The following is a 12,832-nucleotide window of genomic DNA, read 5'->3' as shown; positions in this document are numbered from 1 at the left end:
GCCATGCCCGAACGTGAGATCGCGCCGGACCGGGACGCGGACCGCACCGCCTTCGTCGGACGCGTCCACGAGGTCGCGGAGGTGCGGCGCCTGCTGCCCGGGACGCGGCTGCTGACCCTCACCGGCGCGGGCGGCGTCGGCAAGACCCGGCTGGCGCGCCAGGCGGCGTCGACGCTGCGGACGTGGTTCCCGGCCGGGGTCCAGTTCGTGGATCTGGCCGCGGTGCGGGACGTCCGTCTGCTGGAGACGTCGGTGGCGGCCGCGCTGGGACTGCGCGACACCTGCGGGCGGTCTCTGCCCGCCCTGGTGGACCACCTGGCCGACAAGCGCCTCCTGCTCGTCCTCGACAACTGCGAGCACCTGCTGCCGGAGTGCGCCGAACTGGCGGCACGGCTGCTGAGCGGTGCGCCGCGGCTGCGCGTCCTCGCCACCAGCAGGCAGGCGCTCGGGGTGGGGGGCGAGCAGGTGCTGGTGGTGCCCCCGCTGGCGGTCCCGGCCCCCGGCGCCGCCGTGCCGGACATCGCGCACAGCGACGCGGTGCGCCTGTTCGCCGAGCGGGCGGCCCAGGCGCGGCCGGGGTTCACGGTGGACGAGGCGACCGCGCCCGCGCTGGCCCGGCTCTGCCGGCGCCTGGACGGTCTCCCGCTCGCCATCGAACTCGCCGCCGCGCGGCTGCGCACGACGCCGCTGGAGGAACTGGCGGACGAGCTCGACCGGCGCTTCGACCTGCTCGCCCGTCCCGACACCGCGGCCCCGCCGCGGCACCGGGCCCTGTACATGACCATGGACTGGAGCTTCGGGCTGTGCACGCCCGGCGAGCGGCGGCTGTGGACGAGGCTGGCGGTGTTCCCCGGGGAGATGGACCTGGAGACCGCCGAAGCGGTCTGCTCGGGCGACGGGATCGAGCCCGAGGACGTCCTCGACCTGGTCTCCGGGCTGGTCGACAAGTCCATCCTGATCAGCGTCCGCGGCGCGGGCCGCAGCCGCTACCGCATGCTGGAGAGCATCCGCGCCTACGGGCGCGAGCTGCTGGCGCACGACGACGAACCGGCGCTGTTCCGCCGGTACCGCGACCACTACCGGTGGCTGGCCGAGCGGAACCGGATCGATCAGCTGGTCCCCGACCAGTTCGACCGCTACCGGGCGGCGCTGGCGGAGATCCCCAACCTCCGGCTGGCGCTGGATCTGTGCATGCGTCCGCCCGGCGACCCGTCCGGCCTGCGGATCGCGGTCGCCCTGTGGTCGGCGTGGCTGCTCGCGGGCGCCCTTTCCGAGGGGCGCCACTGGCTGGAGCGCTCCCTCGGGCTGGTGAGCCCGACCGACGACGACCGCCTCATGGCGCTGTGGGTCGACGTCCTGTTCGCGGCCTACCAGCATGATCTCGAAGCGGCCGAACGGCGGGCGGACGAATGCGCCCTCACCGCCAAGGGGTGCGGGGACGAGGCGGCGGGCGCGTTCTGCCTCCAGGCCCGCGGGATCGCGGCGCTGGCCCGCGGTGACACCGGCGACGGTTACGCGCTGCTGCGGGACGCGCGTGCCCGCCATCGTGCGAGGGGCGATCTGGACGCCGTGGCCGTGAACCTGCACTTCGCCGCCTCGTTCGGTGTGGCCGCCCACAGCCCGGAGGAGGGGGCGGCGCTGGGGGAGGAGCTCCTCGCCCTGGCCGAGGACCACCATGCGCAGATCTTCAAGGCGTACGCCCTGATCACCCTGGGGTACGCGGCCTGGTGGCAGGAGGACCCCGCCCTGGCCTGGGCCAGGATGTGCCGGGCGGCCACCCTGCTGATCGAGATCGGCGACTCGTGGGGACTCAGCCAGTGCCTGGAGGTGCTGGCCTGGGCCGCCTGCGCGCAGGGGGACCACGACAGGGCCGCCCGGCTGCTGGGCGCGGCGGGCCGCCTCTGGCGGGCCTTCGACATCCCGCCCCTCGGATTGCAGACCTTCACGCGTTCCCACCGGGACTGCGAGGCCCGGGCCCGCCGGGAACTCGGCGAACGGGCGTTCACCGCGGCCTACGCCGCGGGCGCGAAGCTGAGCCTGGACGGCGCGGTCGCCTACGCGATCAGCACTTGAGTGCCGGGGTGCACGCCGGCACCGCCGGCGGGTGGCCGGGACCGGCGGGCCAGTCGCCCACGGTGGTCACCCGGCCGTCGGCGTCCACCAGCCGGGCCCGCAACTCCCGGGACCCCAGCCAGGTGGCGGCCGCGCTTCCGGACGCCAGCGCGGCGATGCCGGCGGTCTTGGCGGCGACGCAGGCCAGGCCGATGACCGAGACCGTATGCCACGGGTGCTGCTCGCGCACGATCGGCCGCACGCCGGCGGCGCGGGGGACGACCTGCGACCGCCCGGCCCCGTGGCCCGGCGCCCGGCCCGGCGCGGGCGGGGAGTAGGTGGCGAGCCCGGGCGCACGCAGCACGATCTCCTGCTCGGGCCACGGCTCGCCGCGGTGCCCTCGGCCGCGGCCGCCGGCCACCCGGACCGGCCAGCCCGCGTCCGGCATCGGTCCGGCGGTGGCGACGCTGCCGGGGAAGCAGACGCAGACGCCGCACCCGGCCTGCCCGGCGGCGGACTCGGCCGCCCGGTCGGCGGCGAACGCCACCGCCATGCTCCCCAGGTCGAGGGTCGTCCCGGCGGGGATCGTCACCGTTCCGGGCGGGTCGTCGATCACGACCGCCCCGCTTCCGGCGCCGTCGGCGCCGACGAGCGGGTCGACGAGCCCGCCGGTCAGGTCGCAGGCGTGCAGGGCCGTCCACAGCACCGCCAGGAAGGTGGAGCCGATCCGCACCGGACGGCCCGCGGCGGCGTTGACCCGGGCCAGATCCGAATCGTCGCGGAAGGCGCCGCACGCGGCGTCGATGTCGTCGATCACGTGGTCGACGGCCTGGCGGGCCGCGCCGAGACGGCCTGGGTCGTCCACCATCACGGTGGCCACACCGCCCCAGAGAGGGAAGTCCTCCGTGCCGTGGGTCATCGAACCGCTCCAAGGACGAGTCGGGAACGCGCAGCCGGCCACCGCCGCGACGGGCACGCCCGACCACCGCGCGGTGCCAGCCTGCCCGCCGGGCGACGGCTTCCGCGGCCGTCGAAGATCGCGATCCGGGCGCCGGCCTGGCCCCGCATCCGCCACAGGACGCGGCCGGTGAGCGCGCGGCGTGATCGGGTGCGTGCGCGCACGGGCGGGACGGTCGGCGCCGGCGAGGATTCACTCTTCCCGGCGCGGGAGTCGCTGTGAGATCGCATCGATGACCAGCCTGCTCCGGGCAGCCGGGAACGGGGAGGGGAGAAACCCCCATACGGCTACCCGAACACCCCCCCGGCGGGATCGCCGCCCCGCCGTCCAGCGGATTCTCGCGAGACGGAGGTGTCGTCCGGCGAACCTGCGCACTTGGTTCCCGCTTTGATCGACCTTCGGTGGCCGACGGACGACTTTGGTGGGCTGCGGGCCGTTGGGGCGCGTCATTAGCGTCCAGATCATGAACGTCGAACCGCTGGGCGTGCTGTTCCTTCTGGCCGGGGTCGGCCACCGGCTGCGACGGCACGGCGAAGGCGCTGCCCAGAGCCGGGTCGAAGCGATGGCAACGAGGTCCTGACCATGCGACGGCACCAGTGGGAACACCCGGAAGCTCCGACGACGCTGGCCCGGCCCGTCTGGGCTTGGACGACCCTCTACATCGCGGCGGCGGCGCTCATGGCCGGTCTCGGCTGGCTGGTCAAGGTGCTCGCGAACTGGTTGACGACCCTGGAGTGGGCGCCGATGCGCGGACCGGCCCGGCTGCTGGTCTCGATCCCCGAGCCGTGGCTCACCGCCGGCCTGGTCGCCCTCGGCGCCGTCGTCGGGCTCGGCCTGATCTTCTCCGACGCCCTGGAGCAGGTCTCGGTCGCCGTGTCCGACGATCGGGTGGTCCTCAGGCGGCCGGGCCACGTCCAGGAGATCACCCGCGACCGGGTCGGCCCGGTCTTCCGGGACCGCGGCCATCTCGTCCTGCTCGGCCGCGGGGGCGAGGAGATCGCCAGAGAGAAGTGCGACCTCAGCGCCCGGAAGCTCGCCGCGGCCTTCACCGGACACGGTTACGCCTGGACCGACGGTGATCCCTACCTGGACGACTTCCGCCTCTGGGTCCCGAAGACCCCCGACCTGTCCGAGCACGCGAACTCGCTGCTCAAGGTGCGCGCGGAGGCCATGGAAGGCTCGCGTTCCGCCGAGGTCGTCAAGGAACTGCGCCGCGAACTGGCCCGGATCGGCGTCGTCGTCCGAGACAACGGCAAACAGCAGTACTGGCGACACTCCACCCCCAACCCGCCCGCCAAGTGATCGCGGTCGTCGGACATATTCGGTTGGCCGGGCGGTGGGGGCCTGGTTAGTGTTCGTCGCACCTCGCGGCTGCTGAACCTCGGGGAGTCCGTCGCCCACCGGGCGATGTCCCGTGCGTCCGCTCTGGACGGTCACGTCTCTGACCCATGCCCGAAATCCGGCAGCCACAAGGAAAGCCCATGACCGCCTCCCAGCAGGATCCCCGCCTCGTCCGTACCGACGACTACTGGCTCAATCTCCCCAACCGGTGGGACACCCCCGTCGACATCTGCGCCGGCGCCGACGTGCCGATCGAGCCCAGCGCGGTCGATGAGATCCTCACCGTGCTCCAGACCGCCGACACCCTGGCGCGGCTCGCCGACGCGACCGGGGACGAGGAAGCGGCCATCGAGCGCGTCGCGCTCACCCCGGACCTGCACAAGGGTGCCGGGATCCCGATCGGCACCGTGCTCCGGACCAGCGGGGCGCTGATCCCGCAGGCCGTCGGCAACGACATCAACTGCGGCATGCGGCTGGAGACGACCTCGCTCACCGTCGACCAGGTCCGTCCCCGACTGGACGCGTTGGAAGGCCGGCTGCGGCACCTGTTCTTCGAAGGAGGGCGGCGGATCGCGCTGTCGGGGATCCAGCGGGAGGCCCTGCTGCGCGACGGACTGCCCGGCCTGCTCGAAGTACCGGGCGACCCCGCGAGCGGAATCTGGTCGCAGCGCCGGCCCGAGGACGGGCGGCCGGGCAGGACCCACGGGGAGCGGTACCCGACCGCGACCGCCGAGCCGTTCCGCGACTGGATCGACAGTGCGGGCGGCACCAGCTACGACAGCATCATCGGCAGCGTCGGCGGCGGCAACCACTTCGCCGAACTGCAGTACGTCGCGTCGGTCCACGACCGGCAGGCCGCCTACGCCTGGGGGTTCGAACCCGGACAGGTCGTGCTGATGGTGCACAGCGGCTCGCTGTCGCTGGGCCACCAGGCCAACGCCGACGGCCTGGAGCGGGCAAGGAAGGCGTGGCCCGCGCACGTCCCGACCCCGGATAACAAGATCCTCCCCATCCTGCTCGGCGAGCGGAACGAGGCGGCGCTGCGGCGCTATCTCGACGCGTTCGGCAACGCCGCGAACTTCGCGGTCGGCAACCGGTTCTTCCTCTCGCTCATGCTGCGCCAGGGGCTCGCCGCCGAGTGCGGCGCCCTCACCGGCGAACTCGTCTACGACGCCCCGCACAACCTGTTGTGGCGGCACGACGACGGGTCGGTGGTGCACCGCAAGGGCGCCACACCCGCGGGCGGGTACGCCGACATGGCCGATGGGCCGTACGCGATGTGGGGCGAGCCGGTCATCGTGCCGGGGTCGATGGGGGCGGCCAGCTACGTCCTGCGCGGGTACGGCAACCCGCGGACCCTGGCCAGCGCATGCCACGGCGCCGGCCGCCGAGTGCCGCGCGGCGCGGCGTCCCGCGCGAACGACACCGAACTCGACGCGTTCCTCAAGGAGTTCCGTGTGGTCACGCCCCTCGACCACCGCGACCCGGCGGTCACCCGCCGCGCGGACGTGATGGCCGCCTGGCGCCGCGACCTCAAGCAGGAGGCGCCATGGGTGTACAAGGACATCGGCCCGGTCGTGTCCAGCCTCGCCCGCGCGGACGTCGCGGCCCCGGTCGTCGAGCTACGCCCCCTCCTGACCGTCAAGGGCTGACCCGCCGGGCGTCCTGCCTCCGCTTGCCGCGCGTTCCACCGCCTTGGCGGGTGGTCAGTTGAGGTGGGTGGTGAGGAGGCGGTGGAGGTTGCCGCCGAGGATCTTGCGGATGTCGGGCTCGGGACGGCCGCGGGCGAGGAGTTCGTCGGTGAGCAGGGGCAGGCCGGACGGGCCGGCGAGGCCGGGGAGGGTGGCCATGACGTCGAAGCCGGCGTTCGCCGCGGGGTCCTCGCAGCAGGGCGGGGTGAGGTCGGTGAAGACCTCGTGGACGAAGTCCGGGCCGAGGCCGACGTGGTCGATGCCCGCCACCGACGCGACGTGGTCGATGTGGTCGGCCAGCCGGGCGACGGTGTAGCCGGAGGGGTCGGCGGTCAGGAAGCCCGGCAGGAAGTTCACGCAGACCACGCCGCCGGTAGCCGCGACGCCCCGGATCTGGTCGTCGGCCAGGTTGCGGTGGTGGTCGCGTAGGGCGCGGGCACTGGAATGGGTGGCGACCACCGGCCGGGACGCGAGTTCGAGGACGTGCTCCACCCCGCTCGCCCCCAGGTGGGAGATGTCCAGCAGGATGCCGAGCCGCTCCATCTCGGCCACGGCCTCGACGCCCGCGGCGGTCAGGCGGCTCGCGGTGGCGTCCTCGCCGCTGCCGTCGGCGAGCGGGGTGCGCCCCCAGTGCGCCATCGAGGCGACCCGGACGCCGAGCCGGTGCACGGTCGCGAGGAGCTCGACGTTCGCGTCCAGCCCGGGCATGCTCTCCAGCGCCAGGACCAGCGCGATCTTCCCCTCGTCCAGTGCCGCGTCGATCTGCGGGCCGTCGAGGCAGAGCCGGACGTCCTCGGGGTTCCCCTCGGCGATCGCGTGCGCGCACTCGATCATCCGGAGCGTCTCGCGCAGCGCCCCCTCGGGCCTGAACCGGTCGTCGATGAACACCGGGAGCACCTGGAGATCGACTCCGCCCGCGCGGAGCTGCGGCAGCCACCGCTCCCTGAAGAAGGACGCCCAACGGGCGGGCGGGCGTGCCACCACCGCCATCAGCAGGTCGTTGTGCGCGTCGGCCACCACCGCGCTCTCGTGCAAGTCGCCAGGCATGACCGGCACTGTAACCGGCCGTGCCCGGATCTCCCGGCTGGACTACTTGACGTTTGAGAGCAAGTACTTGCTATCTTGTGTCAAGTGACGACCACGGAAGACCATGTCGAGCTGGTGGCCGAACTCGTCCGGCTGCTGGAGACGCGGATCCTCGATCCGCTGGAGATCCTCCTGGCCTCGGACGAGCCGATCGAGCCCATCAGGGCGCGGCTGCGGGTGGAGGCCGAGGTCTGGGCCGCCCAACTGCTGGGCCCCGACCGGGAGCGGGCCGCCATGACCGCGGCCCGGCTCGTCGGGGTGTTCTTCCCCGGCGACGCGGCCTTCGATCCGTCGGCCTCGTGGTGGCGGACCGCGGTGGGGCGCGCCGTGGCCCGCTCGATGGTCCACCCCGCCGAGGCCGTGCCGTACTCCACCGCCGGGGCGATGCTCGGCATCACCCGGCAAGGCGTCCACGACCTCGTCAAGCGCGGCAAGCTCGACCGGCATCCCGACGGCGGCGTCACCACCTCGTCCATCCGCGACCGGCTCGACCGCCCCCAGGAGAACACCCGTGCCATCGCACGACTCGATCATCGATGACCGTCCCGTCCCGCTGGCCGTCCGCGACCACGGCGGCAGCGGGACCCCGGTCCTGCTGCTTCACGGCCTCGGCGGCACCCTTCTGCACTGGGACGCGGTCGCGCCGCTGCTGACCGGCGCCCACCGGGTGGTCGCCATGGACCTGCGCGGTCATGGGCTGTCCGGCGACGGGCCGTGGGAGTGGGAGGCGGTCCTGGACGACGTCCAAGCGGTCATCGACCATCTCGATCTGGACGCTCCGGTCCTGGTGGGCCACTCACTCGGCGGCATGGTCGCGGTGCAGTGGGCGCTGCGCCACCCGGACGGGCCCGGGATCGTCAACCTCGACGGCCTGCGCTCGGCCGAGACCGACCCACGGCACTACGCGGGCATCGAGCAGGACGAACTGGCCGCGCTCCTGGCGGAAGTGCAGACCATCTTCGACGCGCAGGCCGAGGCGATGGCCCAGCCGCTGAGCGAGGCCCACGCGGCGATGTATCCCCAGCGGTCGCTGCGCACCCTCGATGAGGGCGTCTACCTGCGGCCGGGCGCCGCGCTGGCCGGGCAGATCAGATACGACCCCCGCTTCCAGGACAGCGTCGCGGCGGTGGCCGGCATCCGCTGCCCGGCACTGTTCGTCCTGGCCACCGAGAACCTGCCCGGCCTGCCGGGCCGCGTCGGCGACCTCATGACGGCGCAGCGCGCGGGCATCCGCCGCGACCTGTTGCCCCTCACCGCCGACCGGCCGCACCTGCGCGTCCTCGACCTGGCCGCCAGCCACAACATGGTCGCCGAACAACCCGAGCAGATCGCCCAGGCCGTCCTGAGCCTCCGGTCGCAGCCCACCGGGCAAGGCGCCTGAGGGACTGCCGCGCCCCTCGGCGGCAAGCCCCTCTAGTGGCGGGAGAACTCGGCTCTGACCTTGCTCGACCAGATGAACGGCTGGACGCAGAGCCAGAGCAGGCCCAGCAGCATGAGAGGGGCGATGAGGGGGGCGTTGTCGTCCGAGTCCAGGTCCAGCCCCGACCCTGCCACCTCGTAGAGGGGCACGACCCAGAGCAGGGCCACCATGCCTTCGACGAGCACAACCATGGTGAGCAGGGCATGACGGGCGGGCGGGTCCGTCACCCGTGCGGCAAGTGAGGGGTTCGCCGCGATGAAGGCGAACATGAACGCGAGCGTGCTCAGCACCCAGGAGATTCCGAATTCGCCGCTGGGCTCGATGACCGGGACGGGGTCGTCCCGACCATGGCCCTCCACGATGAGGGCTTCTATATGAACGCCGCCGAGGATCGTGAACACGAGGGCGAGGACGAGGGTCGGTCTGTGCGGCAGGAACCACAGCCCGCACATGAAAATGAACGCCACGACCACGGGCACCAGCAGGATGATCGATTTGTATGAGCCCCAAAAGAGCGGGAGGGGAAGCATGTCGCTGTCTCCCGCCCAGGGCCCTTTCAGGAAGGTCAGGAGGGCGAGCGCGGTGCACAGGAGGGCGACTCTGACGAGGACTGTCCGGTAGCGCAGGACCGGGATCTCGCTGATGGGCGGCTGTAGGAGCGCGGTGCGGGGCGGCCGGTGAGGAAAGGGCGGTCCGGTGTCGGCCGCGGTCTCGGCGGTGGGGGCCAGGACGGCGTTGAGCAGGTCGCGGACCTGGGCGGGGGAGAGCCGTTCGTCCGGGTTCTTGCGCAGCAGGCCGTTCAGGACCTGCGCCAGCGGGCCGCCGCACTGGGGAGGGGGCAACTGCCCGGTGGCGATCGCGACGAAGACGGCTCCGTGGCTGGGGCCGTCGAACGGGCGGCGGCCCTCGACCGCCGCGTACAGGGTGGCGGCCAGGGACCACAGGTCCGAAGCGGGGGTGACGGCCTTGCCCTCGACCTGTTCGGGGGACATGTAGGCGGGCGTGCCCAGCACCATGCCCGAACGGGTGATGGTGACGTCGCCCTCCAGTGCGGCGATGCCGAAGTCGGTGAGGAGGACCCGGTCGCCTTCGAGGAGCACGTTGGCGGGCTTGACGTCGCGGTGGACGACGCCCTGCGCGTGGGCGGCCGAGAGGGCGTCCAGCATCGCGAGCCCGATCGCGGCGACCTGGTTCTGGGGAAGCGTCTTCTCCTCGGCCAGCAGCTGTTCGAGGGAACGGCCGCGGACCAGTTCCATGACGATCCAGGGCCGGCCGTCGTCGCCCATCACCCGGTCGTAGACGGTCACGATGCCGTTGTGCCTCAGGCGGGCCGCGGCGCGTGCCTCGCGTTCCATCCGGGCGTACCAGACGCGCCGCTCCTGGTCGGTGGCCTGTTCGGGCACCCGGAGCTCCTTGACGGCGACCTCGCGGTCGAGGTCGAGGTCATGGGCGCGCCACACCGCGCCCATGCCGCCCTGGCCGATCCGGCCGAGATTCCGGTACCGGCCCGCCAGTACCCCCTCGTCGTCCCAGCCCATGATCAGAACCTATCGGCCCGGAACGTTCGGAAGAAGCTGATCCGACCAACTGGCAGACATCACTGTCTGTTTGGTCGCATGGCGACCCCGCGGTCGCAGGCCGCGGGACCGATCGGGCTGGACGCCGCTCTTGAGACCCCGTCCGGCTTGACGGACCCCTCTCGCGATGGAGGTGAGAGTTCGCTCGCTCCGGCGATGTCCACGCAGCCGCGGGAAACCAGGATTGCGGAGGTCATCACCACCAAAGGAGCAAACGAGATGAACCCCCGCATCGCCTTCGTCGCCGCCCCCGTCCTCACCTTCACCTACGGCGTGATCCGCATCCTGGACGGCCTGGACGGCAGCCGTGGTCCCGGGCTCGCCTGGACCACCGGCCACCTGGCCTTCATCGGCGCCCTGGTGTTCTTCGCCATGACGTTCCATGAGATCCGGAGGCTGGCCGGTCGCGGACGCCTGGCCACCGGACTGGTCGCCGCCGGATACATCGGCATCACCACGCTGATCGCCCAGTTCACCATCGACCTCGTCGTGGGGTTCCGGTCGGCCGACCACGCCGCGATGGACGTGTTGTTCGATCAGGTCCAGTCGGTTCCCGGGGTACAGCAGGTCGTCTACGGCTTCGGGCCGCTGCTGTTCTTCGTCGCCCAGATCGGACTGGTCCTCCAGCTGGCGATCCAGCGCCGTGTCAAGGCGTGGATGCCCGTCCTGGTGATCGCCGACGTCCTGGTGCCGTTCGTGGAGAAGGACCTCATGCCGCTGGGCGCCGCCTGCCTGCTGATCTCCTTCCTGGCGCTGGCCCGCGTCTCCCGCGCGTCCCGCCCGGCCGGCGGCCGGCACCGCGTGGACGAGTCCGCCGTGCCGGCCGCCGCGTGATGAGGGGAGAATGCCGAGTCGTGTCCCTTCTCGACCGGCTGCGCGCCATCCCGGCACGCCGGCTGGACCTGGCGCTCGCCGCGCTCGTCCTGGCGGCCCAGCTCTGGCCGCTTCTCTCCAGCCCGGGATCGTGGAGCTGGTGGGGGTACGCCGTCGTGCTCGCGGCGGCCGTACCCCTGGTGTGGCGGCGGCGCGCGCCGGTGGCCGTGCTCATGGTCGTCCTCGTCACCGTCTCCCTCTACGACCTGTCGGACCGGGTCGCCGCCCAGCCGGTCTGGTACGGCGCCCTGGTGGCGATCTACTCCACCGCCGCCTACGCCTCCCGGTGGCCGCGCATGATCGCGCTGGCCGTCGCCACCGCCGGCGGGCTCGCGTTCACCGGATCGTCCGACACGGCGGTGCGCGGCGTCGTGCTGTTCGTCGCCGCCTACGCCGTCGGCCGGGCCGCGGCCGTCTCCCGGAGCCACGCCGCCGCGCTGGAGGAGCGGGCGGCCCAGCTCCAGCGCGAACGCCAGGTCGAGGTCGAGCGGGCCGCGGAACGCGAGCGGGCGCGCATTGCCAGGGACATGCACGACATCCTGGCCCACGCGGTCAGCCTCATGGTCGTCCAGGCCGAGGCCGGCCCGGTCGTCGTGCGCAGCGACCCCGACCGCGCAGAGGCCGCGTTCGACGCGATCGCCGCCTCGGGGCGCGACGCGATGGTGCAGCTCCGCCGGCTGCTCGGCGTGCTCAAGGAGGGCGAGGGCCCGCGCGAGCCGCAGCCCACGCTCGCCGACCTGCCCGACCTCACCGGCCACGTCGCGGGTCCCGGGCTGACCGTGAACCACTCCGTCACCGGGACCCCGGTCCCGCTCCCCGGCGACGTGGACGTCGCGGCCTACCGGGTGACCCAGGAGGCGCTCACCAACATCGTCAAGCACGCCGGAGCCACCCGCGCCGACATCCGATTCGACTGGCAGGACGACGAACTCATGATCCGCATCACCGACGACGGCAAGGGGGTGCCGCACGCGCTTCCCCACGGCGGCAACGGCCTGATCGGCATCCGAGAGCGCGCCGCCGCCTGCCGCGGCACCGCCTCGGCGGGACCGCGCCCCGACGGCCCCGGCTTCGAGGTCGTCGTCCGGCTGCCGCTCGGGGGCGCGGCATGAGCGGTCTGCGCGTCGTCGTCGCCGACGACCAGGAACTCGTCCGGGCCGGGTTCGGCATGATCCTCGAAGCCCAGCCCGACATCGAGGTCGTCGCCGAGGCCGGGGACGGGATCGAGGCGGTCGAGGCGGCCCGCGTCCACGAGCCGGACGTGCTGCTGCTCGACATCCGGATGCCCCGCATGGACGGCATCGAGGCGGCCGGGATCGTCTCGGTCCAGACGGCGTGCCGGGTGCTCATGCTGACCACGTTCGACCTCGACGACTACGTGTTCGAAGCGCTGCGGGCGGGCGCGAGCGGGTTCCTGCTCAAGGACGTCCGGCGGGACGACCTCGTGCACGCCGTGCGCGTGGTGGCGGCCGGCGAGTCGCTGCTGGCCCCCTCGGTCACCCGCAAGCTGATCGCCGAGTTCACCTCCCGGTCTCCGGCCGCGAAGCCGCCGGCCGGAGAGCTCGACGTGCTGACCGCCCGGGAGCGGGAGACCCTGCGAATGATCGCCCTGGGGCAGTCCAACGCCGAGATCGCCGCCACGATGGTCCTCAGTGAGCACACCGTGAAGACCCATGTCAGCAGCATCCTCACCAAGCTCGGCGTGCGGGATCGGGTGCAGGCCGTGATCGCGGCCTACGAGGGCGGCCTGGTCGTGCCGGGGTCCCGGTGACGACACGGTGGCGAGCGGCGCGTGGCCACCGCGGCGTCCCAGGACCCCCGGGCCGCCTCCGCC

Annotated in this window: 11 protein-coding genes; 8 read left to right on the top strand and 3 right to left on the bottom strand. The window is 72.9% G+C overall.

Features of this window, described 5'->3' with window-relative positions; genetic code table 11:
- Positions 1 to 3: 3 nt before the first annotated feature.
- Positions 4 to 2,073, top strand: a complete 2,070-nt coding sequence (locus K4S16_RS27670) for an AAA family ATPase (protein WP_149261948.1) — start codon at positions 4 to 6, stop codon at positions 2,071 to 2,073.
- On the opposite strand, the gene K4S16_RS27665 is transcribed toward K4S16_RS27670, so the two are convergent.
- Positions 2,063 to 2,971: an FAD:protein FMN transferase gene (locus K4S16_RS27665; RefSeq protein ID WP_149261947.1), complete on the bottom strand. Its 909-nt coding sequence runs from the start codon at positions 2,969 to 2,971 to the stop codon at positions 2,063 to 2,065. The two genes, K4S16_RS27670 and K4S16_RS27665, sit on opposite strands and share 11 nt — an antisense overlap.
- 621 nt (positions 2,972 to 3,592) lie before the next feature.
- Here K4S16_RS27665 and K4S16_RS27660 point away from each other — a divergent pair.
- Both K4S16_RS27660 and K4S16_RS27655 read left to right on the top strand, forming a co-directional pair.
- Entirely contained in the window at positions 3,593 to 4,312 is a 720-nt protein-coding gene (locus K4S16_RS27660; protein WP_149261946.1) for a hypothetical protein, read from the top strand.
- Positions 4,313 to 4,491: 179 nt separating this feature from the next.
- Positions 4,492 to 6,003 (top strand): RtcB family protein, encoded by a 1,512-nt coding sequence (locus K4S16_RS27655; protein ID WP_160161053.1) that lies wholly within the window; start codon positions 4,492 to 4,494, stop codon positions 6,001 to 6,003.
- Positions 6,004 to 6,057: 54 nt separating this feature from the next.
- Here the strand turns inward: K4S16_RS27655 and K4S16_RS27650 are convergent, their stop codons facing one another.
- Complete coding sequence (locus K4S16_RS27650; protein WP_149261944.1) at positions 6,058 to 7,089, bottom strand: dipeptidase; 1,032 nt, start codon at positions 7,087 to 7,089, stop codon at positions 6,058 to 6,060.
- A gap of 84 nt (positions 7,090 to 7,173) precedes the next feature.
- Between K4S16_RS27650 and K4S16_RS27645 the strand changes: the two genes are divergently transcribed.
- A complete protein-coding gene (locus K4S16_RS27645) occupies positions 7,174 to 7,668 on the top strand; it encodes a hypothetical protein (RefSeq protein WP_149261943.1) in 495 nt (164 codons plus the stop codon).
- Entirely contained in the window at positions 7,640 to 8,509 is an 870-nt protein-coding gene (locus K4S16_RS27640; protein WP_200842156.1) for an alpha/beta fold hydrolase, read from the top strand. Before K4S16_RS27645 ends, K4S16_RS27640 begins: the two co-directional genes overlap by 29 nt.
- A gap of 32 nt (positions 8,510 to 8,541) precedes the next feature.
- On the opposite strand, the gene K4S16_RS45225 is transcribed toward K4S16_RS27640, so the two are convergent.
- Entirely contained in the window at positions 8,542 to 10,086 is a 1,545-nt protein-coding gene (locus K4S16_RS45225; RefSeq protein WP_200842155.1) for a serine/threonine-protein kinase, read from the bottom strand.
- 258 nt (positions 10,087 to 10,344) lie between these two features.
- On the opposite strand from K4S16_RS45225, the gene K4S16_RS27630 reads away from it, so the two are divergent.
- From K4S16_RS27630 to K4S16_RS27620, 3 genes are read left to right on the top strand one after another with little or no spacing between them, the layout of a single operon-like run.
- Positions 10,345 to 10,959: a hypothetical protein gene (locus K4S16_RS27630; RefSeq protein ID WP_149261942.1), complete on the top strand. Its 615-nt coding sequence runs from the start codon at positions 10,345 to 10,347 to the stop codon at positions 10,957 to 10,959.
- Between the two features lie 20 nt (positions 10,960 to 10,979).
- The gene (locus K4S16_RS27625; RefSeq protein WP_235037110.1) at positions 10,980 to 12,110 is read left to right on the top strand and encodes a sensor histidine kinase; all 1,131 of its coding nucleotides are present in this window, start codon (positions 10,980 to 10,982) and stop codon (positions 12,108 to 12,110) included.
- The gene (locus K4S16_RS27620) at positions 12,107 to 12,769 is read left to right on the top strand and encodes a response regulator transcription factor (protein WP_149261940.1); all 663 of its coding nucleotides are present in this window, start codon (positions 12,107 to 12,109) and stop codon (positions 12,767 to 12,769) included. Before K4S16_RS27625 ends, K4S16_RS27620 begins: the two co-directional genes overlap by 4 nt.
- Positions 12,770 to 12,832 lie beyond the last annotated feature (63 nt).

The organism is Actinomadura sp. K4S16 (genome assembly GCF_008327685.1).
In the GTDB taxonomy this organism is placed as follows: Bacteria; Actinomycetota; Actinomycetes; order Streptosporangiales; family Streptosporangiaceae; genus Spirillospora.
Note: the sequence above shows the minus strand (reverse complement) of the source record. Positions and strands in the feature narration are given on the sequence as shown.

Coding starts and splice junctions, on each gene's coding strand:
- K4S16_RS27670 (WP_149261948.1), top strand. CDS start 4: ATGCCCGAACGTGAGATCGCGCCGGACCGGGACGCGGACCGCACCGCC.
- K4S16_RS27665 (WP_149261947.1), bottom strand. CDS start 2,971: ATGACCCACGGCACGGAGGACTTCCCTCTCTGGGGCGGTGTGGCCACC.
- K4S16_RS27660 (WP_149261946.1), top strand. CDS start 3,593: ATGCGACGGCACCAGTGGGAACACCCGGAAGCTCCGACGACGCTGGCC.
- K4S16_RS27655 (WP_160161053.1), top strand. CDS start 4,492: ATGACCGCCTCCCAGCAGGATCCCCGCCTCGTCCGTACCGACGACTAC.
- K4S16_RS27650 (WP_149261944.1), bottom strand. CDS start 7,089: ATGCCTGGCGACTTGCACGAGAGCGCGGTGGTGGCCGACGCGCACAAC.
- K4S16_RS45225 (WP_200842155.1), bottom strand. CDS start 10,086: ATGGGCTGGGACGACGAGGGGGTACTGGCGGGCCGGTACCGGAATCTC.
- K4S16_RS27630 (WP_149261942.1), top strand. CDS start 10,345: ATGAACCCCCGCATCGCCTTCGTCGCCGCCCCCGTCCTCACCTTCACC.
- K4S16_RS27620 (WP_149261940.1), top strand. CDS start 12,107: ATGAGCGGTCTGCGCGTCGTCGTCGCCGACGACCAGGAACTCGTCCGG.